This is a genomic window from Nonomuraea sp. NPDC049784 (genome assembly GCF_040659615.1).
In the GTDB taxonomy this organism is placed as follows: Bacteria; Actinomycetota; Actinomycetes; order Streptosporangiales; family Streptosporangiaceae; genus Nonomuraea.
On the sequence record NZ_JBFAMX010000112.1, the window covers coordinates 1 to 25,591 of the forward strand.

The 25,591-nt window shown below is 68.4% G+C and carries 26 protein-coding genes; 13 read left to right on the forward strand and 13 right to left on the reverse strand.

The window, feature by feature from the left end; genetic code table 11:
* Positions 1 to 522, forward strand: a 522-nt coding sequence (locus tag AB0J09_RS23325; RefSeq protein WP_360694628.1) for a zinc-binding dehydrogenase, incomplete at its 5' end; no start/stop codon positions are given.
* A gap of 195 nt (positions 523 to 717) precedes the next feature.
* Positions 718 to 1,296 (forward strand): TetR/AcrR family transcriptional regulator, encoded by a 579-nt coding sequence (locus AB0J09_RS23330; RefSeq protein ID WP_360694631.1) that lies wholly within the window; start codon positions 718 to 720, stop codon positions 1,294 to 1,296.
* 143 nt (positions 1,297 to 1,439) lie between these two features.
* Here AB0J09_RS23330 and AB0J09_RS23335 read toward each other — a convergent pair whose 3' ends face one another.
* The 6 genes from AB0J09_RS23335 to AB0J09_RS23360 form a co-directional block, all read right to left on the reverse strand.
* Complete coding sequence (locus tag AB0J09_RS23335) at positions 1,440 to 1,688, reverse strand: hypothetical protein (protein WP_360694634.1); 249 nt, start codon at positions 1,686 to 1,688, stop codon at positions 1,440 to 1,442.
* Between the two features lies 1 nt (position 1,689).
* Positions 1,690 to 2,133: a hypothetical protein gene (locus AB0J09_RS23340; protein WP_360694637.1), complete on the reverse strand. Its 444-nt coding sequence runs from the start codon at positions 2,131 to 2,133 to the stop codon at positions 1,690 to 1,692.
* Between the two features lie 705 nt (positions 2,134 to 2,838).
* Positions 2,839 to 3,609, reverse strand: coding sequence for an ABC transporter ATP-binding protein (locus tag AB0J09_RS23345; RefSeq protein WP_360694640.1), 771 nt, complete (start codon positions 3,607 to 3,609; stop codon positions 2,839 to 2,841).
* A gap of 101 nt (positions 3,610 to 3,710) precedes the next feature.
* Positions 3,711 to 4,517 carry an ABC transporter permease gene (locus AB0J09_RS23350; RefSeq protein WP_360694642.1) on the reverse strand — a complete coding sequence of 269 codons (807 nt, stop codon included), beginning with the start codon at positions 4,515 to 4,517 and terminating at the stop codon, positions 3,711 to 3,713.
* Positions 4,514 to 5,329 (reverse strand): ABC transporter permease, encoded by an 816-nt coding sequence (locus AB0J09_RS23355; RefSeq protein WP_360694644.1) that lies wholly within the window; start codon positions 5,327 to 5,329, stop codon positions 4,514 to 4,516. The genes AB0J09_RS23350 and AB0J09_RS23355 overlap by 4 nt, the downstream gene beginning before the upstream one ends.
* Positions 5,326 to 6,324 carry an ABC transporter substrate-binding protein gene (locus AB0J09_RS23360; protein ID WP_360694647.1) on the reverse strand — a complete coding sequence of 333 codons (999 nt, stop codon included), beginning with the start codon at positions 6,322 to 6,324 and terminating at the stop codon, positions 5,326 to 5,328. The genes AB0J09_RS23355 and AB0J09_RS23360 overlap by 4 nt, the downstream gene beginning before the upstream one ends.
* Before the next feature lie 622 nt (positions 6,325 to 6,946).
* Between AB0J09_RS23360 and AB0J09_RS23365 the strand changes: the two genes are divergently transcribed.
* The 6 genes from AB0J09_RS23365 to AB0J09_RS23390 all read left to right on the forward strand — a co-directional run bounded on the left by AB0J09_RS23365 (position 6,947) and on the right by AB0J09_RS23390 (position 13,057).
* Entirely contained in the window at positions 6,947 to 9,733 is a 2,787-nt protein-coding gene (locus AB0J09_RS23365; protein ID WP_360694649.1) for a nitrate- and nitrite sensing domain-containing protein, read from the forward strand.
* Complete coding sequence (locus AB0J09_RS23370; RefSeq protein WP_360694652.1) at positions 9,730 to 10,152, forward strand: roadblock/LC7 domain-containing protein; 423 nt, start codon at positions 9,730 to 9,732, stop codon at positions 10,150 to 10,152. Before AB0J09_RS23365 ends, AB0J09_RS23370 begins: the two co-directional genes overlap by 4 nt.
* Positions 10,153 to 10,202: 50 nt before the next feature.
* The gene (locus AB0J09_RS23375) at positions 10,203 to 10,571 is read left to right on the forward strand and encodes a DUF742 domain-containing protein (RefSeq protein WP_185078676.1); all 369 of its coding nucleotides are present in this window, start codon (positions 10,203 to 10,205) and stop codon (positions 10,569 to 10,571) included.
* A complete protein-coding gene (locus tag AB0J09_RS23380) occupies positions 10,552 to 11,139 on the forward strand; it encodes an ATP/GTP-binding protein (RefSeq protein WP_360694655.1) in 588 nt (195 codons plus the stop codon). Before AB0J09_RS23375 ends, AB0J09_RS23380 begins: the two co-directional genes overlap by 20 nt.
* Before the next feature lie 103 nt (positions 11,140 to 11,242).
* The gene (locus AB0J09_RS23385) at positions 11,243 to 12,607 is read left to right on the forward strand and encodes an aldehyde dehydrogenase family protein (protein ID WP_360694658.1); all 1,365 of its coding nucleotides are present in this window, start codon (positions 11,243 to 11,245) and stop codon (positions 12,605 to 12,607) included.
* Positions 12,608 to 12,613: 6 nt separating this feature from the next.
* Positions 12,614 to 13,057: a DUF3598 family protein gene (locus AB0J09_RS23390; protein ID WP_360694661.1), complete on the forward strand. Its 444-nt coding sequence runs from the start codon at positions 12,614 to 12,616 to the stop codon at positions 13,055 to 13,057.
* A 1-nt stretch (position 13,058) separates the two neighbouring features.
* Here AB0J09_RS23390 and AB0J09_RS23395 read toward each other — a convergent pair whose 3' ends face one another.
* From AB0J09_RS23395 to AB0J09_RS23425, 7 genes are all read right to left on the reverse strand, one after another.
* Positions 13,059 to 13,928 (reverse strand): ABC transporter permease, encoded by an 870-nt coding sequence (locus tag AB0J09_RS23395; RefSeq protein ID WP_360694664.1) that lies wholly within the window; start codon positions 13,926 to 13,928, stop codon positions 13,059 to 13,061.
* Between the two features lie 148 nt (positions 13,929 to 14,076).
* Positions 14,077 to 14,856, reverse strand: coding sequence for an ABC transporter permease (locus AB0J09_RS23400; RefSeq protein ID WP_360694667.1), 780 nt, complete (start codon positions 14,854 to 14,856; stop codon positions 14,077 to 14,079).
* Positions 14,853 to 15,836, reverse strand: coding sequence for an ABC transporter substrate-binding protein (locus AB0J09_RS23405; protein WP_360694670.1), 984 nt, complete (start codon positions 15,834 to 15,836; stop codon positions 14,853 to 14,855). The genes AB0J09_RS23400 and AB0J09_RS23405 overlap by 4 nt, the downstream gene beginning before the upstream one ends.
* A gap of 48 nt (positions 15,837 to 15,884) precedes the next feature.
* Entirely contained in the window at positions 15,885 to 16,889 is a 1,005-nt protein-coding gene (locus AB0J09_RS23410) for a methyltransferase (protein WP_360694673.1), read from the reverse strand.
* 15 nt (positions 16,890 to 16,904) lie between these two features.
* Positions 16,905 to 17,684 (reverse strand): ABC transporter permease subunit, encoded by a 780-nt coding sequence (locus AB0J09_RS23415; protein WP_360694676.1) that lies wholly within the window; start codon positions 17,682 to 17,684, stop codon positions 16,905 to 16,907.
* Entirely contained in the window at positions 17,681 to 18,454 is a 774-nt protein-coding gene (locus tag AB0J09_RS23420) for an ABC transporter permease (protein ID WP_360694679.1), read from the reverse strand. Before AB0J09_RS23420 ends, AB0J09_RS23415 begins: the two co-directional genes overlap by 4 nt.
* Positions 18,454 to 19,440 (reverse strand): ABC transporter substrate-binding protein, encoded by a 987-nt coding sequence (locus AB0J09_RS23425; RefSeq protein ID WP_360694682.1) that lies wholly within the window; start codon positions 19,438 to 19,440, stop codon positions 18,454 to 18,456. Before AB0J09_RS23425 ends, AB0J09_RS23420 begins: the two co-directional genes overlap by 1 nt.
* A gap of 471 nt (positions 19,441 to 19,911) precedes the next feature.
* Here AB0J09_RS23425 and AB0J09_RS23430 point away from each other — a divergent pair, with 471 nt between their 5' ends.
* The 5 genes from AB0J09_RS23430 to ffh form a co-directional block, all read left to right on the forward strand.
* Positions 19,912 to 22,653 carry a nitrate- and nitrite sensing domain-containing protein gene (locus AB0J09_RS23430; RefSeq protein ID WP_360694685.1) on the forward strand — a complete coding sequence of 914 codons (2,742 nt, stop codon included), beginning with the start codon at positions 19,912 to 19,914 and terminating at the stop codon, positions 22,651 to 22,653.
* Complete coding sequence (locus AB0J09_RS23435) at positions 22,650 to 23,072, forward strand: roadblock/LC7 domain-containing protein (protein ID WP_020546542.1); 423 nt, start codon at positions 22,650 to 22,652, stop codon at positions 23,070 to 23,072. Before AB0J09_RS23430 ends, AB0J09_RS23435 begins: the two co-directional genes overlap by 4 nt.
* A 167-nt stretch (positions 23,073 to 23,239) precedes the next feature.
* Positions 23,240 to 23,548, forward strand: coding sequence for a DUF742 domain-containing protein (locus tag AB0J09_RS23440; protein ID WP_319719344.1), 309 nt, complete (start codon positions 23,240 to 23,242; stop codon positions 23,546 to 23,548).
* A gap of 7 nt (positions 23,549 to 23,555) precedes the next feature.
* Positions 23,556 to 24,116: an ATP/GTP-binding protein gene (locus AB0J09_RS23445; RefSeq protein WP_344986840.1), complete on the forward strand. Its 561-nt coding sequence runs from the start codon at positions 23,556 to 23,558 to the stop codon at positions 24,114 to 24,116.
* 57 nt (positions 24,117 to 24,173) lie between these two features.
* A partial coding sequence (gene ffh, locus AB0J09_RS23450) for a signal recognition particle protein (protein WP_360694690.1) occupies positions 24,174 to 25,591 on the forward strand: 1,418 nt, incomplete at its 3' end.

Consider the following 25,591-nt stretch of genomic DNA (forward strand, 5'->3'; position numbering starts at 1 on the left):
AACGCCGTCGACGCCGTCGCCCCGTCACCGGGGGAGACCGTCCTGATCTCGGGTGCGACCGGCGGCGTGGGCGCGTTCGCCATCCAACTGGCCGCCGCGCGCGGCGCCAGGGTGATCGCCACCGCCCGCCTCGGAGCCGAAGCCGCCTTCGTCACCGGCCTGGGCGCCACCTGGGTCGTCGACCACACGGATCTGCCGGCGCAGGTACGCGCGATCACGCCGGGCGGGGTGAATGCCGCGCTGCACCTGGCGGGCGACGGCCCAGCGGTCGCCGCCCTGCTGGCCGACGGCGGGCGGCTGGCCTCCACCCTGCACTACCTGCCCGACGAGCCCGGCCGGGACATCAAGGCCACAACGGTGATGGCCGACCCGAACCCCGGCACCTTGGCCCGGCTCGCCGCCGACGCGGCCGAAGGACGCCTGCGGGTACCGGTGGCCCGCTCCTACCCGCTGGCTGAGGCACCCCGCGCGATCGCCGACTTCACCGCCGGAACCGTCGGCAAGCTCGCCGTCACGATCTGAAAAGGCGCCGCGCCCAGCACCGCCGGAACACTGAACACGCACGACGTGGGGGTGGACGACCGCATGGTGTCCAGCGGCTGCATCAACCGCGACCCCTACGTCGCCGACGGCAGGGACGCCAACCGGGAGTTCTGGAACGAACTGCTCGTCGTACGATTTTGACCCATAGGTCAAGAAACTGCTATGGTTCCCGGCATGGGGAGGCCGAAGCAGTTCGATCCGGACGTGGCCGTCGAGCAGGCCATGGACGTGTTCTGGCGTAAGGGCTACGGCGGCACCACGCCGCAGGACCTGGTCGACGCGCTCGGCATCGGCAAAGGCAGCCTCTACAACACCTTCGGCAGCAAGCACGCCCTGTTCGAGGCGGCGCTGGGCCGCTACCGCGACAGCCAGGCGGTCGCGCTGATCGAGATGCTGGAGGAGCCGGGTCCCGTCAAGGACCGGCTGCGCAGGGCGCTGCGCTTCCTGGCCGAAATGGACCTGGCCGACCCCGACCGGCGCGGCTGTATGGCCGTGAACACGGCGGCGGAGTTGGGGCAGGCGGACGAGAGCGTGGCGCAGCTCGTACGGCGCATGCTCGACCGCACCGAGGACGCCTTCCGCACGCTGATCGAGGAGGGGCAGCGCGCGGGAGAGATCGCCGCAGACCGGGACGCACTCGCGACCGGAAGCCTGCTGCTGAACACCGTCGTCGGCATGCGCCTGCTGTCACGCGTCGCGGACGGTCCTGACCGCCTCACCAGAGTGATCGACGCGCTCGTCGACTCCCTCTGATCCGCGCGCATGCGACATGGTGCGGGCACCTCCGCCAAACCTTCTGACGGTGAGGGGCGACACTTCGGTCACCAGAGGCTGCGTCGCCGCCGTCTGCAACGCCCGTGGGCGAGACGATTCGCCGGATAGCGCGGACAGTCGCGTCAGGCACTACGTGGTGCTGAAATCTTGATGTCCAAAGCTTCCCAGCGACCGATCAGTTCCTCGTCCTGAGCACGATCGCCAGCAAGACTCTGGGCCCCAATGGCGGTGGACGAATGCTCGTCATACCCGTCGTCACCCGGCCGTAGAGGCACAACTCCATCAGCGTGCCACCCGTCGGAGAGATCGGCGTGGAAGGGCACCAGCAGGGAGCCGTCCTCGGCAAGGATCGCTGTCCATGTGGCGCTCATGTCACACCCCGTACATACGACGAAAGTGCGTCGAGACTATCGCGGCCAGATTGTCCTGGCCATCGAGCATCCGCAGAGGACGGCTCGCCTGGCGCGTCGCGCACAATGCGAACGCCTCAGCCCACCACTCCGCCCGGTCGTCACGGAAGCGTGGGTGCGTCAGATGCTGGCGCACCAGCATCATGATGGTGATCCAGTCCTGGCCATCGCTCATCCTGTCGAGCGAATCGAGCGCATGCCCGACCTCATGATGGACCAGACTCGTAGAAACATGGTCGTGGGTCCCGATGGCGATCATGTTGCCGGTACACAAACCCGGGACGACGTTCCACAGCGGAGACATCGGATCGCTGGGCCGGACGGGTTGGTCGCGCAGGTGCCCGAGATCGTCAAGGTCGCAGACCGACCCAACACCCACCCAAATCGCGTCGAGATTGTCGGCCAACCGTGTGGCGATGTGAACTGGAAGTTCAGCCAAGTCATCTACGGCACGAATGATCTCCGTAGGAGGGGGGCCAACGTTCGGATCCCACTGCCGTCGAAGAATCCGCTCCAAAACACCTGTGTTGCGTCTCCCGTCGCGTGGAATCGGGTGAGCGTTGGCGGCGGCCGGCAGGCACCAGTTCGGTGATGAGGTAGGCATCTTGGTGCACTATTCTGCCCTGACGACTACGGTGCGTTGACCATTACTTTGCAATTCGTGACGTGTGGAGACCTCGCGTGCGGAGGTCGGCGAGCACGAGCGTCACCGGCGGCCGCGTCAGCGCTCGCAGCAACGGCACGAGAAACGTCATGGAACCAGGGATCCCCGGGATCGTGTACGGCAGCCCGCTGGACTCGATCAGGCGTACGGCTGGGCGTACATGGGGTGATGGATGTGACCCGCCCCTTCTTGCTGACCGTGGACGACTGACGCGTACCGGGGACCATGTGGGACTGGCTGAATGTCAGCCAGCATTGCTGGTCCGGATGGCAGGGTGGGCATCAGCAGGCCCACCACCCAGACGGTCAACGGGTGGGGACCGCTGGTCAAGTGAGCGCCGTAACGGTGCCTGGCCCCGTGCGGGTCAGAGGCCGTCTCCCTGGAGGCCCTCAGCCCCGTATGGCGGTTGGCGCCCACTTGGCTCCGCCGTAACAAAGTGAAAAGGGGTCAGACGGTGGCGTGGCCGCGGACCAGGCGGCCGACCTCGGCGCGCAGGTGTACGAAGTCGGGGTGCTCGCGGGTCGTGATCTGGTCCCGTGGCCCGGGCAGGTCCACCTTGAGGTCCCCGACCACGTGGGCGGGGGCCTTGGACAGCACAACCACGCGGTCGCCCACGTAGACGCTCTCGTCGATGTCGTGGGTGATGAGCACGATCGTCATCTGGTGGTGGCCCCGGACCTTGAGGACGAGGTCCTCCAGGTCCTCGCGGGTCTGGGCGTCCACCGAGCCGAACGGCTCGTCCATGAGCATCAGCGTCGGCCGGTACGCCAGCGCCCGCGCGATCGCCACCCGCTGCTGCATGCCCCCCGACAGCTGGAACGGGTACTTACGCCCGGCGTCCGCGAGCCCGACCGACTCCAGGGCCTCGTGGGCGGCCTCGCGGCGCTGGCGTTTGTCCATGTTCTTGCGGCGCAGCGGCAGCGCCACGTTGTCGGCCACCGACATCCACGGGAACAGGGAACGGCTGTAGTCCTGGAAGACCACGGCCAGGTTGTCCGGCGTCTGGCGCACCACGTTGCCCTCGACCTTGACCTGCCCGCCCGTCGGCGTGATCAGCCCGGCGATCGAACGCAGCAGCGTCGACTTGCCGCATCCGGAAGGTCCGACGATGCACAGCAGTTCGCCCTCGGCGACGCTGAGGTTGAGGCCCTCGATGGCGTGGTGCGCGTTGGGGCTACCGCCGCCGTAAACGTGGGAGAGGTTGTCTATCTCGAGCAATGGATTTCCTCGGGGGGGCGAGACCAGGGACAACGCAAAACACTCTATCGGAGCGGGAATTGCCAGACATGTCTGTCCCGTAAACCTGTGCGATCGTACTCTCATTCGCCGGTCAGTTGCTGGGCGGCGTGGTGCCAGGCGAGCACGCGCCGCTCCACGATCAGGAACAGCTCGTTGAGCACATAGCCCAATACTCCGAGCAGGACGATCCCACCCCACATGAGGGGCAGGTCGAACATCTGGTACGCGGACGTGAGCTGAAACCCGATCCCGTTCACGGTGCCGGGCAGCAGCTCGGAGAAGACCATGACGATCAGGGAAAGCGAAAGGGCGAGCCGCAGCCCCGCGAACATCTTGGGCAGCGCCGACGGCAGGATCACCCGATAGAGCCTTTCGGCCCTGGACAGCCGGAACACCTGGCTGGTCTGCAGGTGCAGCGGCTCGACCGAGCGGGCGCCGTCGGCGGTATTCAGCAGCACCGGCCAAACGATGCTGAACGTCATGAACGCCAGTTGCATCCGCAGCCCGAACCCGAACACCACCAGGAAGACGGTGACCAGCGCGGGCGGCGGGATGGCCCGCAGGAACTGCAGCACCCCGTCGAGATAGTCGAACGCCCTCGCCGACAGCCCCACCACCAGTCCCAGCACGACCCCCGCCAGCGCGCCACCCGCGAACGCGGCGGCCATCCTGCCCATGCTCGGCAGGATGTTCTCAATGGCGGCGTCGGTCAGGAACAGGGTCTGGAGCGGCCCCGAGAACCACATCTCGTGCATCCTGGCCACGATCAGCGACGGTGGCGGGAAGAACGTGTTGCCCGCCACCCGCGTGGCCGCCTCCCAGGCCAGGACCAGCACGATCAGCACCAGCGACCGGAACGCCGCCGTCCGCATGCCCCGGGTTCTCATTCCGACTCTCCAAACCGGGCGTGGTGCCAGCGGAACGCCCGCCGCTCGGCGGCCACCAGCAGCGCGTTCACCAGCACCCCGAACAGCCCCACCCAGAACACCGCGGCCAGGATGTCGGTCATCCGCGCGGGCACGGCGATGCCGGCGAAGAAGATGAACACGCCGATGCCCTCGCCCCGCCCGGCCACGATCTCGGTGCTGACGGTCAGGATGAGCGCCACCCCGGCGGCCAGCCTGCACCCGGTGGTGATGAAGGGCGCCGACGACGGCAGCGACACGCGCAGCAGCACCGACAGGCGCCCGAAGCCGTACGACCTCAACGACTCCTTGGCCAGGGGGTCGACGCCGCGCAGGCCGTACATCGTGTTGTAGAGGATCGGCCACAGCGAGGCGTAGACCACCAGTGTGACGCGCACCTGCAGCCCGGTGCCGATGAGGAGGGACACCAGCGGGATCAGTGCCACGGAGGGGATCGGCCGCAGGAACTCCACGACCGAGCGGGTGGCGGCGTCGACGATCGGCACGCTGCCGAGCAGCAGGCCGAGAGGGATCGCGATCAACGCCGCGAGGCCGAGGCCGATGGCCCAGGCGAGCAGGCTCGTCAGGGCGTGCGCGCGGAAGGCCGGATCGGTGATCAGCGCCGCCGCCCGCCCGATGATCTCCGTCGCGGGCGGCAGGAACTCGCGGTCGGCGAGCCCCGTACGGCTGACCAGCTCGATCAGGGCCACGAAGGCGAGGGCCCCGGCCGCCCGGCGACGCCAGCGTGTGGCGGCGGACGCCGGACGGGCGGGGGCCAGGGTCTGAGCGCTCACCCGGAGGTGGTGGGCGACATCAGCGACTTGACGTCGATCGCCTTCGAGAGCCACTTGGCCTCCAGCATCCAGTCGGCCACTCGCTGGAGCCGGACCGGGTTGTCGTTGCTGGAGAAGTACGGGAACGTGACGGTGGCCGCCGTGGCAGCGTCGATCTGCGTGAAGTTCGGCAGCACCTTGGCCACCACCTCACGGTTGTTCTCCATGAGCTTGGCCGCGTTGTGGATGGCCCGCTGGAACGCCGCAGCGGTCTTGGGGTTCTTGTCGTACCACTCCTGCGTGCTGACGTAGCCCGAGATCGGGAACTCGGCGGCGGGACCGGACGCCGGGTCGAGGATCTTGCGGGCGCCCATGGCGGAGGTGGCCGCCGTGACCATGGGCTCACCCAGGTACGCGGCGTCGATCTGGCCGCCCTTCCACGAGGGCATGATGTTTTGGAACGTCACCTGGACGTACTTGATCTTGGCGGGGTCGACGTTGTTGGCCTTGAGCACCTGAGTCAGCGCCAGTTCCTGGAAGTTGTGCAGGACGTTCACGTTGATCGTCTTGCCTTCGAGGTCCTTCGGCGTCTTGATGGGCGAGTTCGGCAGCGCCATGATGCTGAGCGAGTCGGGGGCGGCGCGCGAGCCCTCGGCCAGGATGCGCAGCTTCAGCGCCTGCTTGTCGTGAGCCTGGAACATCGACACGTAGTTGCCGAACATGGCGTCGATCTCGCCCTTGACCAGCATGGGGATGGCCTCCGGCGCGGCCTGGACCACTTGCGGGGTGACCTCCAGCCCTTCCTTCTCGAAGAGCTTCTGGTCGATGGCGACGTAGATGGCGGCACTGTCGATGGCGGGCAGGGTGGCGACCTTGATCTTCGTCTTCTCCAGGCCGCCGGCGGATGCGGGTGGCGGCGCGCTGGCGGTCGTGGAGCCGCCCGTGCTGCACGCAACGGCGCCGAGTGTCAAAGCTAACCCGATGATGGCGGCCCTGGCGGGACGGCCAAGCCTCATGTCAGGGACTCCCTTCAGATGGAGCCAGGGGGGACCGGGTGGCTTCTGCTCCCGGGGGCTGTGTGCCTGACGCACGACAGGGATCGACCGTAACACCAAATCCGTAGTCATTATCGCGAAAATAACACTTGTAGTTGCAATGTCCGATTGCGGCTCTATCGTGAAAAATTGAAGTACGTATGAAACTGGCGTTTGTCCGGTTTGGGAAAGGAGGTGTCAGCCGGGACTTCAGTTGCTGATGGGGCATGCTATTTGATCTTTTCTGCTAGTCAAAGGTGACTCGCGGAACGGCCCTGCGTTGCCTCTTTCCCCAGATAGGGGGCTGTTTTGCCGATTTCATCAAATTTTCCGGACAATCGGGGATGAACATCTCAAGAGGGCACTGATAGTGGTTGGCCCTGGGCAACCCCTGTGCTCAAATGGCGCATATCTCGACGTACATATTGCCCCACGTGCATTTACCTGCATGGTCACCCGAGAATTCCCCTCCAGGGGCGAGAGGTAGCGAAGGCAAGTGAGAACGCAGAGCGATGAAGCTTCCGCTGACCGCGAGCCGCACGGGCATCAGAGGCGACGGTTGTCCAATCCTCCTTCCCGGAGGTTCGGGCTGGGCAACTGGCACGTGCGATCGCGCCTTATCGCGCTGATTGTCGTTCCCACGGCCGTGGCCGTGGGGCTGGGCGGACTGAACGTGATCACCTCGCTCAGTGACGCCAACACCTATCAGACCCTCAGGGAGGTCGCCGAGCTCAGCGAGCAGCTCGGGGCCGTCACCCATGAGCTGGCCTTCGAACGCGACGAGACCGCCCTCTACATCGCCCAGGGACGGCCGGACAACCGTGAGGCCCAGCTCCGCACCACGTACAGCGGGGTGAACGGCCTCATCGACGAGGCCAAGCGGCGAGCGGAGCTGCTAACGGACACCCACGCGGACGCCGTACGACCGGTGCTGCGACGCCTGGAGGAGATCCCGACGCTGCGTGACACGGCCGTCAAGGGGAAGATTCAGCCCCTCCCGATGATCCAGAAGTACTCGCAGATCATCGCGGCCCTGCTGCAGTTCCACGACCAGGTCGGCCAGGTCGCGGTGGACGACGAGGTCTCACACAGCGCCAGCTCGATGGCCGCCATCGCCCGCGCCAAGGAGGAGGCCTCCAAGCAGCGTGGTGTCCTGGCCAGCGCGCTGGACAAGAAGGGCTTCGACAGCGGCGAGTTCGACGCGCTCACCGACGCCAAGTCGCGCGAGGAGAGCGAGGAGACGCTGTTCGCGACCCTGGCCAACCTCGACCAGCTCGAGCTCTACCGCAACACGGTCGTGGGCAGGGACGTCGACCAGACCGACCTGTTCAGGCTGCGGGCCATGGCGCAGTCCGCCGAGGGCAAGGAGCTGAGCATCGGCGTGCGGCCGGACAGGGACGTGGCCACCTGGTTCGACGTGAGCACCGGCAAGATCGACGCGCTGCGCAGCGTGGAGAAGGAGCTCGCCTCCTCCGTCATCCTGCGCGCCCGTGCCCTGGAGGAGGGCGCCAACCGCTCGGCGCTGATCTCCGGCGGCCTCATCCTGCTCCTGCTGCTCGTGGTGGTCGCGATCATCTCGCTCATCGCCCGCTCGCTCATCAGGCCGCTGCGCAAGCTGCGCGGCGAAGCGCTCGACATCGCGGGACACCGTCTGCCGGAGACCGTGCAGCAGCTGCGCGAGAACGGCGAGGGCTCGATCGGCCCGGTCATCCCCATCGGCGTGAACACCCACGACGAGATCGGCGAGGTGGCGCGGGCGTTCGACGAGGTGCACCGCGAGGCCGTGCGGCTGGCGGGCGAGGAGTCCAGGCTGCGCAGCAATGTGAACGCGATGTTCGTGAACCTGTCGCGGCGCAGCCAGACGCTGGTGGAGCGGCAGATCACGTTGATCGACGGGCTGGAGCAGGGTGAGCAGGACGAGCAGCGTCTGGGGAACCTGTTCAAGCTGGATCACCTGGCTACTCGCATGAGGCGTAACAGTGAGAACCTGCTGGTGCTCGCCGGTCAGGATCCGCCTCGCCGCTGGAGCCAGCCGGTCAAGTTGGTGGACGTCGCCAGAGCCTCGCTGTCGGAGGTCGAGAACTACGAGCGCGTCGTGCTCCAGGTGCCCGACGGCGTCTCGGTGGCCGGGCAGGCCGTCAACGACGTCATCCACCTGCTCGCCGAGCTGGTCGAGAACGCCCTGTCGTTCTCGCCCCGTGAGACCAGGGTGACGGTCTCCGGCAGCAGGATCGACGGCGGCGGCGTGATGTTGTCGATCACCGACTCCGGCATCGGCATGACGCAGGAGGAGCTGGCCCAGGCCAACGACCGGCTCACGGACGCGCCGATCGTGGACGTGTCGGTGTCGCGGCGGATGGGCCTGTTCGTGGTGGCCAGGCTGGCACACCGGCACGGCATCCGGGTGCAGCTGCGCCCGCACAGCTCGGGCGGCCTGACCGCGATGGTGCTCATCCCGGAGAACATGCTCGGCTCCCAGGCCCCGACCTTCACGGGGACACCGTCCTTCTCCGGCAACCAGCCGCCCGCCTTCGCGGGCGCGGTGGCCGGCGGGCCCAGGGACGAGCCGTACTCGGGGCCGCACTCCGCCCCTCCGGCCACGGACTGGCCGCAGGCGCCGCACTCCGCCCCTCCCGCCACGGATTGGCCACAGGCGCCGCACTCCGCTCCTCCGGCCACGGACTGGCCGCAGGCCCCGTACCAGCTGGGGCCCGGTCACCCGTCGTTCCCGTCGAACCCGGAGAGCAACTGGCCGCCGCCCACGCAGCAGTGGCAGCCAGAGCCCGGCGGGTGGCCGGCGGAGCCCCGCCTCGGCGGCTACGACAGCGCCGACGTGTGGACGCCGCCCCGCGGCCCCGCATGGAACGGCGACCACGCCCTGCCCAGGCGGCCCGTGCCCGAGCCGCCGCCGGGTGGCTGGGGCCGCGACACCATGCCGCCGCAGCGGCCGGGATTCGACTTCCCGGAGAACGAGTCCGGCTCCACCGGCCCGATCCCGGCGGTCCCGCCCGCCTCGGCCGGGGACGACTACCTGCCGATCTTCGCGGCCGTGGAATCGGCCTGGTTCGGCCGCAACAACGGGGCGAGCTGGGGTTCGAGCAAGGCAGATGAGGGATGGAGCGCGGCGGAGGCGGTTGTGGAGCCAGCACGTGACGGCCAGACGGCGGCCGGCCTGCCCAAGCGGGTGCCGAAGGCGAACCTGGTGCCCGGCTCCGCCGACTCCTCGGCGGCGCCGAAGGGCGTGACACCGATGCCGTCGGTGTCGCCGGACCGTATACGCAACCGGCTCTCGAGCTTCCAGCAGGGCTTCCGGGCGGCACGCGACGACATCACTGAGGGCAGGGCGTTCCCCTCTGGCCCGAGGAACAACGACAGGGAGGAGGGAGCATGAATGACCTGAGTAACGCGGCACGAGGAGTCGACTGGCTGATCACCGACTTCGTCAGCACGGTCCCAGGTGTCGCGCACGCGGTGGTCGTCTCGTCCGACGGGCTGCCATTGGCGGCCTCGTCGGGTTTTCCGGCTGACCGGGCTGATCAGCTGGCTGCGATCGCGTCGGGTTTGGTGAGCTTGACGCAGGGGGCGGCCAGGGTGTTCGAGGGTGGCGCGGTCAATCAGACGATCGTGGAGATGCAGCGTGGGTTGATGCTGATCATGTCGATCAGTGACGGCTCGTGCATGGCGGTGCTGGCGGCTCCGGACTGTGACATGGGGCTGGTGGCGTACCAGATGACACTGATGGTCGATCGCGCCGGTCAGGTGCTGACACCGGCTGTGCGTGCCGAGCTGCGCGCCAGCCAGACCAGGTGATGTAGGTGACAGACCCCAGATGGAACAGCGGCGGTTGGGCGCCCCCGCCTGTGCCCCAGTCCCAGTCGCAGCTGAATCCCGACCCCGCCTCGCCCGTCCGCCCGTACGCGGTGACTGGTGGACGGACGGCGCCGCGGGTCAAGCTGGCGATGGAGGCCCTGGTGTCCTCGGCGACCGCCGAGCACCGGGAGTTCTCGCATATCACGCCGGAGTACCAGGCGATCAGTCAACTGTGCCGGCAGGTCCGGTCCGTGGCAGAGGTGTCGGCCCTGCTGCGGATCCCTCTCGGCGTGGTACGTGTGCTGATCGCTGACATGGCTGCCGAAGGTCTGGTCCGCGTGCATCAGCCACAGCTGGACGAGGGCAGGCCTGACGTCAATCTGCTCGAAAGGGTGCTCAGTGGACTTCGCAGGCTCTAGCCCCGGCCTCACCTCGACGAAGATCGTGGTGGCTGGAGGTTTCGGGGTGGGCAAGACGACGTTCGTCGGCGCGGTGTCAGAGATCATGCCGTTGACCACGGAGGCAGTGATGACCGATGCCTCCGTGGGGATCGATGATCTGGGGATGACGCCGTTGAAGTCGACCACGACCGTGGCCATGGACTTCGGCCGGGTCTCCCTGGACCGTGACCTGATCCTGTACCTGTTCGGCACGCCCGGGCAGCACCGGTTCTGGTTCATGTGGGACGACCTGGTACGCGGCGCCATCGGGGCCGTCGTGCTCGTGGACACGCGCCGTCTCGCCGACAGCTTTCCGGCGATCGACTACTTCGAGGAAGCCCAGCTGCCGTTCGTGGTGGGCGTCAACGGCTGGGACGGCGAGTATCCGCACAGCGACGGCGAGGTGCGCGACGCCCTGACCCTGGCCCCGCACATCCCGCTCGTGCGGCTGGACGCCAGATCCAAGGACTCCGTCAAGGCCGCGCTGATCAATCTGGTCGAGCACGCCCTCTCGGTGCGCATGGCCGTGCCGGGCTGGGGCGGGTAATTCCGGTTCGCGAGCGCGTTGACAGCCGCGGCGCTCTCCTGATCACAATGGCTCCCGCCGATCATCGCAGGAGCATCATGTCCCGTGGCCGCACCACATGAACGTGAGGAACCCGCTGACCGGGCAGGCCGACAGGCAGCTCGCCCCTGTCCCGTCCGACCGGCTCGCCGCCGTCGCGGCCGACCTGCGCGAACGGGCCTCAGGCCGACCGGCCGGCGAGGCCCTCTCCAGGTTCGGCGCCGCGCTGGCGGATGACGAGGACCTGCTCGCCGCGCTGGTGGCCGACACCGGCAGGGTGGGGGAGTCGGTGCTGGAGCGGCAGATCGTCGCCGGTCTCATCGGCCGATGGGTACGCCAGGCGCCCGCCCTCCTCGAGCCCCCGGCCGAGACCCCGGCCTCCCTGCCCGGCGTCTTCGTGGGGGGCGACGCGGTGCCGTACGAGCTGGTCGGGGTGATCAGCCCGTGGAACTTCCCGCTGCTGCTCGGCCTCATCGACGCCGTGCCAGCGCTGGCCGCGGGATGCGCGGTGCTGGTCAAGCCCAGCGAGGTGACACCCAGGTTCATCGAGCCGCTGATGCGGCTCGTCCCCGACGAGCTGCCGCTCGAGGTCGTAGAGGGCGACGGCGAGACGGGGTCGGCACTGGTGGACCTGGTGGACGCGGTGGTCTTCACGGGCAGCGTGGAGACGGGGCGGCTGGTCGCCCGGTCGGCGGCGCGCGCGTTCGTGCCCGCGTTCCTGGAGCTGGGCGGCAAGGACCCGGCGATCGTGCTGGCCGGGGCCGACCTGGAGCGGGCGGCGTCGGCGATCCTGTGGGGCGGCACCGCCAACGCCGGGCAGTCCTGCCAGTCGATCGAGCGCGTCTACGTGGCCCGCGAAGTCCACGACGAGTTCCTCGCGCTGCTCGCGGACAAGGCCGCGCGGGTCGGGCTGACCTGCGAGGGTGGCCCCATCGGGCCGATCATCGGGCCCGGGCAGGAGGACGTGATCGCCGCGCACCTGGCCGACGCCGTGGCCAGGGGCGCGACCGTGCACACGGGCGGCGAGATCGAGCGGCACGGCGGCGGTCACTGGTGCCGCCCGACCGTGCTGTCCGGCGTCGACCACGGCATGCTGGTGATGACGGAGGAGACGTTCGGCCCGGTGCTGCCGGTCATGGCCGTGGACGGGGCCGACGAGGCCGTCGCGTTGGCCAACGACTCGGTCTACGGGCTTTCGGCCGCGGTCTTCGCCGCCACGGAGAAGGATGCCATGGCCGTGGCGGCCCGGCTCCGTGCGGGCGCCATCAGCGTCAACGACGCCTCGCTGACCGCGCTGGTGCACGAGGGTGAGAAGCACTCCTTCCGCCTGTCGGGGCTCGGCGGCTCCCGCATGGGCGCCACCTCCATCCGCAGGTTCCTGCGCCGCAGGGCCTTCCTGGTCAACCGATCCGACGCCGCCGACCCCTGGTGGCACACGACGAAGGAGTAGCTCTGGATGGGACTTCGCGCGGACATGCCGCTGCTGGCCCGCCACGAGGGCGAATGGGAGGGCGAATACCTCCACCTCGACCGCGACGGGACCCTCATTGACCGGCACCGCGTCCGGATGACCTGCGCGATCCTGGACGACGCCGTCTACCACCAGACCAACCGCTACACCTGGGACGACGGGCGTACGGAGGTGCACGAGTTCCTGGGGACGTACCTGGGCGGCGGACGGTGCGGGTTCGACACCGAGCGGATCAGGGGCGAGTTCTGGGAGCTGGACGCCGGCACCATCTACCTCAGCTGGCAGTACAAGGCCGAGGGGGAGGACCTGCGGCTCTACGAGATGATCGTGCTGAGCGAGGACGGCAAGTCACGCAGCCGCGTCTGGCAGTGGATCAAGGACGGCGTGTGCGTGAAGCGCACCCTGATCAACGAGCGCCGGGTGAGCTGACTCAGCTTCTCGCGCCCCGGTGCCACGACAACATGGTGCGCTCGAACCCCAGGAACGCGGCGTTCAGCACGATGCCGAGCAGCCCGAGCAGCACGATTCCCGCCCACATGGCCGGGATGTCGAACTGGCTCTGCGCCTCCAGCATGCGGTGCCCGATGCCCTCGCTGCTGCCGACCAGCTCCGAGATGATCATCATGATCAGGGCCAGCGAGACGCTCAGCCGCAGTCCGGCGAAGATCTTGGGGGAGGCGCCGGGCAGGATGATCCGGGTGAGCCGCTGCCACGGGCCCAGCCGGTAGACGGCACCCGTCTCGATGTACTGCCGGTCCACCGTACGGGCGCCGTCCATGGAGTTGATCAGTACGGGCCAGACGACGCCGTACACGATGGAGGCCAGCTGCATCGGGGTGCCGATCTTGAACAGCACCAGGAACACCGGCACCAGCGTGGTGGGCGGCACCGAGCGGCCGAAGTGCAGCAGCGGCTCCACCAGGGCCGACAGCCGGCGCGAGCGGCCGAGCGCGACGCCGATCGCGACCCCGGCCGCACACGCTGCCGCCCATCCCGCGAACAGCCTGCCCAGGCTGGGCAGCAGGTCGGCCACGGCCTCGTCGGTCAGGAACGCCCGCGTCACCGGCCCCGAGAACCACAGCTCGTGCAGCCTGGCCACGATCAGCGACGGCGGCGGGAAGTAGGCGGCCTGCGCCGAGCGCGTGGCCAGCTCCCAGCAGACCACGGCCACCGGCAGCAGCCAGTACCACACCAGCCGCCTGCCGGGGAAGGACCGGCGGGGTGGACGCTCTCCCGCCGTCCCGGCTGAGGTCCCTTGGGGGAGAGGGGGTGCCGCGCCTTCCGGACCGCGAGTGCTCATGCCGCCACACCCTCTCCCACCGTCCGGCGTCGGGGGAGCGCGCCGAGCGGGGTCCTCCCGACGGCGCCGCACCGCACATCCCCTTCACCTCTCAGGAAGTGCGGGGGGATGGGAGGAGACGGCGTTTCCGGATCCCAAGAGAGCTGCCTCATGAGGCGTCCCCGCTGCGCGCCCGGTGCCAGCGGAACACGCGCCGCTCGGCGGCCGTGAACAGCAGGTTGGCGGCCAGCCCGATGAGCCCGGCCCACAGGGGCGCCGCCAGCATGCGGTCGAGGCGGTTCGCGCTGCCCGCCAGCGACTGAAATGCGCCGATCCCGCCGTCGCCGGGCGCCAGCAGCTCCACGCTCACCGCCACGATCAGGGTGACCGACACGGCGATCCGCATGCCGGTCGCGATGAACGGCGCCGCGCTCGGCAGGCTCACCCGCAGCGCCACGGCGACCGGTCCGAAGCCGAAGCTGCGCAGCGTGTCCTTGGCCAGCGGATCGACGTCGGTCAGGCCGTACAACGTGTTGATCAGCACCGGCCACGAGCAGGTGTAGACGACCAGCGCGGTCTTGGCGTCCTGGCTCTGGGTGAACAGGAACATCGCGACGGGGATCAACGACACCGACGGGATCGGCCGCAGGAACTCCACCAGCGGCCGCACCGACCGCTCCACGAACGGCACCGTCCCGAGCAGCAGCCCCACGGGCACGGCGACCGCCACCGCGATCGCCAGCCCGCTCGCGCACGCCGTCAGCGTGGCCAGCACGTCGGCCCTGAACTGCGCCTCCAGCGGCAGCTCGGCCGCCGTGGCGAGCACGGCCGACATGCGCGGCATGATGTCCGGTACGAGCCCGATCCGCCCGGCCAGCTCGGCGAGGGCGACGAAGGCGACGATTCCGAGCGCTCCGAGCGCGGCCCGCCCGAGCCGGTGTTCGATCATCCGTTCACAGGCGCGAACAGCTGCGCCGCGTCCACCTTGGACTTGAGGTAGCCGTAGCCGTGCAGCAGGTCGGCCAGCTTCTGGACGCTCGCCTTGTCGGCCTCCATCGAGAACGTGCCGAGCGTCATCGCCGCGGCCGCGTCCGCCGGGATCTGCGTGTACGTCGGCACCACCTCGTCGATGGCCTTCCTGTCGGAGCCCGCGATCTGCTGGGCCTTGGCCAGGGCGCGGTGGAAGGCGGCGGCCGTCTTCGGGTTCTTGGCCAGCCAGTCCTCGGTGACGCCCCACCCGTCGATCGGCACGCCGGCGGTCACGCCGCTCGTGGTGTCGATGATCTGCGTGCCGCCCGCCTTCTTGGCCGCGGTCAGGAACGGCTCCACCAGCCAGGCCGCGTCCACCTTGCCCGAGGACAGGGCCGTGAGCTGGTCGGCGAACTGCACCGGGACGTACTTGACGTCCTCGGGCTTGAGCCCGGCCTCCTGCAGGTGGGCGTTGGTCAGCGTCTGGCCGAGCGCCTTGAGCACGTTGACCGCGATGGTCTTGCCCTTGAGGTCGGCGGCCGTCTTGATCGGCGAGCCCTTGGCCACGACGACGCCGGCGACGTTGGGCGCGGCCTCCTGGCTGTGCTGGAAGAGCTTGAGCTTGGCCGCGCCCGAGTCGTTGATCGCCATCAGCGACACGTAGCTGGTGAGGAACGCGTCCATGCTGCCGTTGAGGATCTTCGGCATGACCGCCTGCGGCGCCTGGATGATCTCCGTCTTGACGGTCAGGCCCTCCTCCTTGAAGAAGCCGCGCTTCTCCGCGATGAACAGCGGCGCCGACGACGGCACCGGCACCACGCCGACCAGGAGCTGGGTCTTCTCCAGCCCACCGGAGGACGCGGTGCCGCCCGTGCCCGTCTGGCTCTCCCCTCCTCCGCCGCACGCGCTGATCGTCAGCGCGATCGCCATACCCGCGACTACGAACCTGGCCAGCTTCATGCAACTGCCTTTCTTGGTCTTGTCATCAGGTGGAGGCCGGGGAGGGGGTCAACGCGGCCTGGCCTCGACGAGGCTCGCGCCGGAGCCCAGCTCGACGACGTCGGTCAGCGCCAGTTCGGCCTGGGAGAGCAGGGCTGCGTACTCGTCGCGGCTGCGCTCGGTGCCGCCGTTGAAAATCGCCAGCATGCGCATGTCGATGTCCTTACCCAGGTGCGGCTTGTCGTCATCCGGGAGCACCGTCTCCAGGATCAGCACGCGGCCGCCGGGGTTCATGGCCTTGCGGACGTTGCGCAGGATCTTGACGCAGTCCTCGTCGTCCCAGTTGTGCAGGACGCTGGCCAGCAGGTAGACGTCCCCGCCGGCCGGTACCTCGGCGAAGAAGTCGCCGGAGACGACTTCGGACCGCTCGGCCAGGCCCTCCGCGGCCAGCGTCCGCCTGGCGTGCTCGACCACGTGCTCCAGGTCGAACAGCATGCCGCGCATCTGCGGGTTGGCGTGCAGCACCGTGGCCAGGATGTGGCCCTTGCCGCCGGCCACATCGACCATGGTCGCCGTCGGGGGGAAGTCGTACCGCTTGGCCAGGCCGTCGGTGAACGGGATGGCCCTCGCCGTCATGTAGTCGTCGAACAGCCGGCTCGACGCCGGGTTGTTCGCGAGATGGTCGTACAGGTGGCCGTACCGCTTGACGAAGGCGGAGCTGCCGTCGCGGACCGTGGCGGGCAGCATGCCCATGGCGTACCAGAAGCCCTCCTCGCCGAGCATGCGGATCGAGGAGCGCACGGAGTCGGGGACGTCCGAGCGTAGCGCGGTGCCCCTCTCCGTCAGGTCGTACGTGTCCGGACCCGCGGCGCGGACCACGTCCATACTGGCCAGCTCGCGCAGGACCCGGCGCAGCGCGGGAGCGTTGGCCCCCGCGCGTCTGGCCAGCTCGGCGGCGTCCAATGGGCCGTGCGCCAGGTGGTCGGCCAGGCCCAGCTCCGCCATGGTGAGCAGGGCTGCGAAACGGGAAATGTCGCCTACGGCCCCCCAAAGGAGGTCATCAGAGTGCGGCATATGTCCTTCCAGGGGTCACGGATTGCGGGTGGCCTGCCGGTGCCAGGCGAGCACGCGGCGTTCGGCCAGCACGAATAAGGAGTTCACGACGTAACCGAGGATGCCGAGCAGGGCGATGGTCGCCCACACCGCGGCGCCGTCGAAGCTGCGCTGGGCCGACAGCAGCTGGTAGCCGATGCCGTCGGTGCCGCCGATGAACTCGGTGAGCACCATGAGGATCAGCGCCAGTGACAGGCTGAGCCGCAGTCCGGCGAAGATCTTGGGCGATGCGGCGGGCAGCACGACCACGCGCAGGCGTTGCAGCTTCGACAGGTTGAACACCGTGGCCGTCTCGGTGTAGGTCCGGTCCACCGCCCTGGCGCCCTCGATCGAGTTGAGCAGCGTCGGCCAGATCACGCCGAACACGATGGTGGCCAGCTGCGTGGCCAGCCCGGCCTTGAACAGCGGGAGGAACACCGGCAGCAGCAGCGGGGGAGGCACGGCCCGGCCGAACTCGATCAGCGGGTTCACGTAGTCGGTCGCCGAGCGTGAGCGTCCGAGGATCATGCCCGCCACCACCCCGATCAGCGCGGCCAGCAGCCAGCCGCCGAACATGCGGCCGAGGCTCGGCAGGATGTTGCCGATCGCGTCGTCGGTGAGGAAGACGCGGGCCGCCGGGCCGGAGAACCACAGCTCGTACATGCGGGCGACGATGGTCGTGGGCGGCGGGAAGTCGGTGTCCCCGATGGCGCGCCCGGCGATCTCCCACACGACCAGCACCGCGGGGACTACCCAGAGTCTGGCGAGGACTTTCACGACTCGCTCACCCCCGTCCGCACGCGATGCCAGTGGAAGAGGCGTCGCTCGCCGGCGAGCAGGACCACGTTCGCGATCACGCCGATGATGCCGGCCCAGAACGTCGCCGCCATCATGAGGTCCATCCGGTTGCCGCTGCCCGCGACGTTCACGTAGACGCCGATGCCGGCGACGCCGCCGGCGATCAGTTCGGCGCTGACGGCCAGGACGAGCGCGACCCCGGCGGCGATCCTGATCCCCGTCGCGACGAACGGGGCCGCGCTGGGCAGGCTCACCCTGGTGAGCACGGCCAGGTTGCCGAATCCGAAGCTGCGCAGGGACTCCTTGGCCTGCGGGTCCACGTCGTGCATGCCGTACAAGGTGTTGATCAGGATCGGCCAGATGGACGCGTACACGATGACCGAGACCTTCATCAGCTCGTCCACCGGGATCAGCAGGATCGCGAGCGGGATGATGGCCACTGAGGGGATCGGGCGCATGAACTCCAGCACCGGCCTGATCGCCCGCTCCAGCGGCGTCAGCGCCCCGAGCACCACGCCCAGAGGCACGGCCACCGCGATGGCGATCAGCAGGCCGAGCGCCCAGTTGGTGAGCGTGGCGCCGACCCCCGCCAGGAAGTCGGTGTCGGCCAGCATGCGCGCGGCCTCGTACAGGATGATCGACGGTGGGGGAGTGCCCAGGCCTTCCAGCCCGAAGCGGATGACCAGCTCCCCGAGAACAAGGAACCCCGCGGCGCCGGCGGCGCCGCGGAGCAGTCGGGCACCGGTCATCAGCTCGACGACGGCGCCGCGATGACGGACTTCACGTCGAGCGCGCTCTTGAGGTACCCGTATTCGAGCATGAGGTCGGCCACCTTCTGCAGGCGGTTCGCGTTCAGCTCACTCGGGTAGGTGCCGAGCGTGATCACCGACGCGGTCTTGGCGTCGATCTTCGTGTACGTCGGCAGCATGGTCTCGATCTGCTTGCGGTCGCTCGAGGCGAGTTGCTGCGCCTTGGAGATCGCGCGCTGGAACGCGGCAAGCGTCTTCGGGTACTTCGCGGACCACTCCTCGGTGGCCATCCAACCCGCGATGGACAGGTTCTCCGTCTGGCCCGTCATGGTGTCGACGAGCTTGCGGAAGCCGTTGGCGCTCTGGTTGGCCGTGATGAACGGCTCGGTGATCCAGCCCGCGTCGGCCTGGCCGCTCATGATCGCCTGTCCCATTTCGGGGAACGGCTTCTCGGCGAACTTGACGTCGGTCTCCTTGAGACCGGCGACCTTGAGCTGCGTCGCCACCGCCAGCGTGGCGACGTTGTGCAGGTTGTTGACCAGAACGGTCTTGCCCTTCAGGTCCGCCACCGTCTTGATCGGCGAGTCCTTCGGGATCATGATGTTGAACGTGTTGGGACCGGCCTGGTACGCGTCTCCGACCAGCTTGATCTTCTCGCCCTGGCTGGCGGCCAGGAACGTCGAGACGTAGTTGGTCTGCGAGATGTCCAGGGCGCCGCTCTTGACCTGCGGCAGCGCCGCGGCGCCACCGGTGATGGTGACCGGCGTCACCGTCAGTCCCTCGTCCTTGAAGAAACCCTTCGCGTTGGCGATATAGAGGGATACAGCGTCAGGAATCGGAAGAGCGCCGACTTTGATGCTGGTTTTCTCCAAGCCCTTGCTGTTGGCTGAGGAGTCCGAGGGGGTGTCGGACCCGCTGCAGCCGGTTAGGGCGAGAGCGACTGTGACGCCGAGAACAATGGCGTTACAGCGCAGTTTGCGTGTCATGGGGGGGTTCTCCTACCAGGGGAAGCTTCTGGAGATCGGCACAAGATGCCGGGCGTGAAGCGTACCCGAGGGGAGATCTGTGCGGCAGATCTGGGCCGCGTATTTGGAAGTTTATCTGCTAAATATGACTGTAAGACGCTATAGGTGTAAATATTGGCATAAAGCACTGTTTGTAACTGTATGTCCGTATTGGTAGCCTGGTTGCACTCCGTATACGGGAGCTTGCGACGTGAACAATGTGTGACTTGGAACGGTTGAAAACCCCCGAGACGTTGGCTGAACTATGAGGTTTGTGCTCAAATTGGGCCTCGAACTTGCCTGCGATCACTCGTCCCTGTGACGAAGCCGCTGAAACCCCCTAAAGCAGGCCAATGGCGAGAGGTTGCCACAGTGACGACAACAACGACCGGACCCGGTCGTGGCAGGGCTCCGGACCTGCCAGAAGAGTCTGTGGGTGGCGAGGTGCCAGAGGTGCGGCAGCACGCGTCGGGTAGCCCGTTCGCGCTGCGCAACTGGCGGGTGCGCACTCGCCTTATCGCCCTCATCGCCATCCCCACCATCGTGGGCGTGATCCTGGGCGCCCTGCGCGTCACCACCTCCATCAGCAGCGCCCAGCAGTACCAGCAGATCAGCGAGGTGGGCGCGCTCGTCACGCAGCTCGGCGAGGTGTCCCGCGACCTCGGTCTCGAACGTGACGTGGCCAGTCGCTTCGTGGCCTCCAACAGGAGCGCCGCCGATCGGGACCGGCTCAAGAGCCAGCAGGAGATCGTGGACGCCAGCGTCGGCCGCACGCTGAACGTCGCGAAGACCGCCGAGACGTCACTGTCCGACATCGGCCGCAGGAACCTCGAGCGCATCCGCACCCGCCTGGGCCAGTTGGCCTCGCTGCGCGCGACCGTCGCCTCCTCGCAGCTGCCGCCGCTGCCGACGATGGAGAAGTACTCCGAGACGATCTCCGACATGCTGCAGCTCTACGACGAGCTCGGCCAAGGGGCGACGGACGAGGAGCTCATCGCCACGAGCTCCTCGCTCCGCGCCATCGCGCGTGCGGAGGAGCAGGCGTCCAAGCAGCGCGCCCTTCTGACGATCGCACTGGTCAGAGGCTCGTTCGAGGAGCCGGAGTTCAACGCCTTCCTCGACGCCCGCTCCCGGCGCGAGAGCGAGCGGGCCTCGTTCCTCGCCGTGGCCACGCAGCAGCAGCGGCAGATGTTCGACAACACGGTCGCCAGCGTGAAGATCGGTCGCGCCGAGTTCTACATCAGCCGGGCCGTGCTGCTGACGAACAACCGGCAGTCCCTGCGCAGGCTCGACAGCTCCACCACGAACGACGCCGACCGCTGGTTCCAGTCCATCAGCGAGACCGTCGACCGGCTCCACCAGGTGCAGAAGACACTGGGAGAGCAGGTGGCCACCCGAAGCGCCGACGTCGCGAGCGGCGACAGGCAGCTGGCCGCGCTCAACATCGGTCTTGTCGTCGTGCTGCTGGTCCTCGTCCTCGCGATCACCGCCCTCATGGCGAGCTCGCTCGTACGCCCGCTCAGGCGCCTGCGCGGCGACGCGCTGAAGATCGCCGGCCAGACGCTGCCCGGCCTCGTCCGGCAGCTCCGCAACAGCGAGGTGCGCCCCGAACAGCTACGGGTGCCGCCCATCGAGATCAACTCCAAGGACGAGATCGGTGAGGTCGCCCGGGCCTTCGACGAGGTCCACCGCGAGGCGGTCCGCCTCGCCGGCGAGGAGTCCAGGCTGCGCAGCAACGTCAACGCGATGTTCGTGAACCTGTCCAGGCGCAGCCAGACGCTGGTGGAGCGGCAGATCACCCTCATCGACGGGCTGGAGCAGGGCGAGCAGGACGAGCAGCGTCTGGGGAACCTGTTCAAGCTGGATCACCTGGCTACTCGCATGCGGCGTAACAGTGAGAACCTGCTGGTGCTCGCCGGTCAGGATCCGCCTCGCCGCTGGAGCCAGCCGGTCAAGCTGGTGGACGTCGCCAGAGCCTCGTTGTCGGAGGTCGAGAACTACGAACGCGTCGTCCTGGAGGTGCCCGAGGGTGTCTCCATCGCCGGCCAGGCCGTCAACGACGTCATCCACCTGCTCGCCGAGCTGATTGAGAACGCCCTGTCGTTCTCGCCCCGAGAGACCCGCGTGCCCGTCTCCGGCAGCAGGATCGACGGCGGCGGCATGATGCTCTCCATCAGCGACTCCGGCATCGGCATGACGCAGGAGGAGCTCGCCGAGGCCAACGACCGGCTGATGGACGCGCCCACCGTGGACGTCTCCGTCTCCCGTCGCATGGGCCTGTTCGTGGTCGCCAGGCTGGCACACCGCCACGGCATCAGAGTGCAGCTGCGTCCCCACGGCACGGGCGGCCTGACCGCGATGGTGCTCATCCCCGAGTCGCTGCTGGGGGCGCAGGCCCCCTCGTACGCCGCCTCGGCGCCCGCGAACCCCCCGGCCCAGGGGGCGTACCCCACGCCACAGCCCGCCGCCGCCAGCCCGTGGCCGGCCGGGGGCTTCCAGATGGGTCCCGGCCACCCGTCGTATCCGTCGTACCCATCGGCGGAGCCGGTGTCGAACGGCGTCTGGCCGTCGGCCCCCCAGTGGCCCTCCGAGCCGCCGAACTGGATGTCCGCGAACGACTCCGCCGCCGACGTGTGGGTCTCCTCGCGAGGGCCGGCGACCGGGGAGCACGCGCTGCCCAAGCGCGGCGCCCTGCCCAACGACTCCCGGCCCTGGCCGAGCGCCGCCGAGGAGCCGATGGCGGCGCAGCAGCGTTACGACTTCCCCGAGACAGAGTCGGCCGCGACGGGTCCGATGCCCGCGGTCAAGCCCGCCTCCGCCGGTGACGAGTACCTGCCGATCTTCGCTTCGGTCGAGTCTGCCTGGTTCGAGCACGGCGACAACGGCGCCACCTGGGGCTCCGCCAAGGCCGACGCGGGCTGGAGCGCCGCCGAGGCCGTGGTCGAGCCGGTGCGCGACGGCTCTACGGCGGCCGGGCTGCCCAAGCGGGTGCCGAAGGCGAACCTGGTGCCTGGCTCGGCCGAGACCATGTCGGCCCCGAAGGGGGTCGCCCCCATGCCGGCGGTCTCGCCCGATCGGGTACGCAGCCGGCTTTCCAGCTTCCAACAAGGCTTCCGAGCCGCGCGCGACGACATCAGCGAGGGCAGGGCGTACGGGTCCGGCCCCAGGAGTGACAGCAGGGAGGAGGGCGCGTGAACGACCTTAGCCACGCGGCACGCGGGGTGGACTGGTTAATCACCGACTTCGTCAGTACCGTTCCGGGGGTCGCGCACGCGGTGGTCGTCTCGTCCGACGGGCTGCCGCTGGCGGCTTCGTCGGGTTTTCCGGCTGATCGGGCTGATCAGCTGGCTGCGATCGCGTCGGGTTTGGTGAGCTTGACGCAGGGGGCGGCCAGGGTGTTCGAGGGTGGTGCGGTCAATCAGACGATCGTGGAGATGCAGCGTGGGTTGATGCTGATCATGTCGATCAGTGACGGCTCGTGCTTGGCGGTGCTGGCGGCTCCGGATTGTGACATGGGGCTGGTGGCGTACCAGATGACGCTGATGGTCGATCGCGCCGGTCAGGTGCTTACTCCGGCTGTGCGTGCCGAGCTGCGCGCCAGCCAGACCAGGTGATGTAGGTGGCAGACCCCAGATGGAACAGCGGCGGCTGGGATTCCCACAACAGTGGTGCATGGGATTCCCAGAACAGCGGGAGCTGGCAGCCTCCACCACCTAGCTGGCAGCCGCCTCCAACACCGCCACCCAGCTCTGACCCCGCCTCGCCGGTACGGCCCTACGCCGTGACGGGCGGGCGGACCGCGCCCAAGGTCAAGCTGGCGATGGAGGCCCTGGTGTCCTCGGCGACCGCCGAGCACCGGGAGTTCTCGCACATCACTCCCGAATACAAAGCGATCAGCCAGCTGTGCCTGCAGGTCAGGTCGGTGGCCGAGGTCTCGGCGCTGTTGCGGATCCCGCTCGGTGTGGTGCGTGTTCTGATCGCGGATATGGCGGCAGAGGGCCTGGTTCGGGTGCATCAGCCGCAGCTGGAAGCGGGTAGGCCGGACGTCAACCTGCTGGAAAGGGTGCTCAGTGGACTTCGCAGGCTCTAGCCCCGGTTTGACCTCGACGAAGATCGTCGTCGCCGGCGGATTCGGTGTGGGCAAGACGACGTTCGTCGGCGCGGTGTCAGAGATCATGCCGTTGACCACGGAGGCCGTCATGACCGACGCCTCCAAGGGCATCGACGACCTGGGCATGACACCGCTGAAGTCGACCACGACCGTCGCCATGGACTTCGGCCGGGTCTCCCTGGACCGTGACCTGATCCTGTACCTGTTCGGCACGCCCGGGCAGCACCGGTTCTGGTTCATGTGGGACGACCTGGTACGCGGGGCGATCGGCGCGGTCGTGCTCGTGGACACCCGGCGCCTGGCGGACAGCTTCCCGGCGATCGACTACTTCGAGGAGGCCCAGCTTCCGTTCATCGTGGGGGTGAACGGATGGGACGGCGTCTACGGGCACAGCGACGCCGAGGTGCGCGACGCGCTCACCCTGGCGCCGCACATCCCGATGGTGCGCCTGGACGCCCGCTCCAAGGATTCGGTCAAGAGCGCCCTGATCAACCTGGTCGAGCACGCGCTCACAGTCCGGATGGCCGTGCCAGGCTGGAGCGGCTAGCGGAGCGGATAGGCTGGAGTCTTAGACGTTCATTCGCTTCGAGGACTGGCCAACCACGTGTTCGAGACGCTATCCGACCGGTTGACATCGGTCTTCTCCTCCCTCAGGTCCAAAGGCCGGCTGTCCGATGCCGACATCGACGCCACCACCCGCGAGATCCGCATCGCCCTGCTGGAGGCCGATGTCGCGCTCCCGGTGGTCAAGGCGTTCGTCGCCCAGATCAAGGAGCGCGCCCGCGGCGCCGAGGTCTCTCAGGCGCTCAACCCGGCGCAGCAGGTCGTCAAGATCGTCAATGACGAGCTGATCGGGATCCTCGGCGGCGAGACCCGCAGGCTCCGCTTCGGCAAGACGCCGCCGACCGTCATCATGCTCGCGGGTCTGCAGGGCTCGGGTAAGACGACGCTGGCGGGCAAGCTGGCCAAGTGGCTGCGCGAGCAGGGCCACGTGCCGCTGCTGGTCGCCGCCGACCTGCAGCGGCCCAACGCCGTCCAGCAGCTCCAGGTCGTGGGCGAGCGCGCCCAGGTCGCGGTCTATGCCCCCGAGCCGGGCAACGGCGTGGGCGACCCGATCGAGGTCTCCCGCAAGTCGGTCGACGAGGCCAAGCGCCTGCAGCACGACATCGTCATCATCGACACCGCCGGTCGCCTGGGCATCGACCAGGAGATGATGAAGCAGGCCGCCGACATCCGCGACGCGGTCTCGCCCGACGAGGTCCTGTTCGTGGTCGACGCCATGATCGGCCAGGACGCCGTCACGACGGCGCAGGCCTTCATGGAGGGCGTCGGCTTCGACGGGGTCGTGCTGACCAAGCTCGACGGCGACGCCCGAGGTGGCGCCGCCCTCTCGGTCCGCCACATCACCGGCCGGCCGATCATGTTCGCCTCCACGGGCGAGAAGCTGGAAGACTTCGACGCCTTCCACCCCGACCGGATGGCCTCCCGCATCCTCGACATGGGTGACATCCTCACCCTGATCGAGCAGGCTCAGAAGACGTTCGACGAGGAGCAGGCCGCCAAGATGGCGGGCAAGCTCACGTCGGGCGAGAACTTCACGCTCGAGGACTTCCTCGAGCAGATGATGATGGTCCAGAAGATGGGGCCCATCAAAAACCTGCTGGGCATGATGCCCGGCATGGGGCAGATGCGCGACCAGCTCAACTCCATCGACGACCGCGACCTCGACCGCATCGCCGCCATCATCCGTTCGATGACGCCTGCGGAGCGCCAGGACCCCAAGATCATCAACGGCTCGCGCCGGGCCCGCATCGCGGGCGGCTCCGGCGTCACGGTCACTGCCGTGAGCAACCTCGTCACCCGCTTCTTCGAGGCACAGAAGATGATGAAGCGGATGGCGGGCGGCATGGGCATTCCCGGCATGCCGGGCGGTCGTGGCAAGGCGGGCAAGGCGCAGAAGAAGGCCAAGAAGGGGCGGCGCGTCAGCGGCGACCCGCGCAAGGCCGCCCTCGGCAAGTCCGC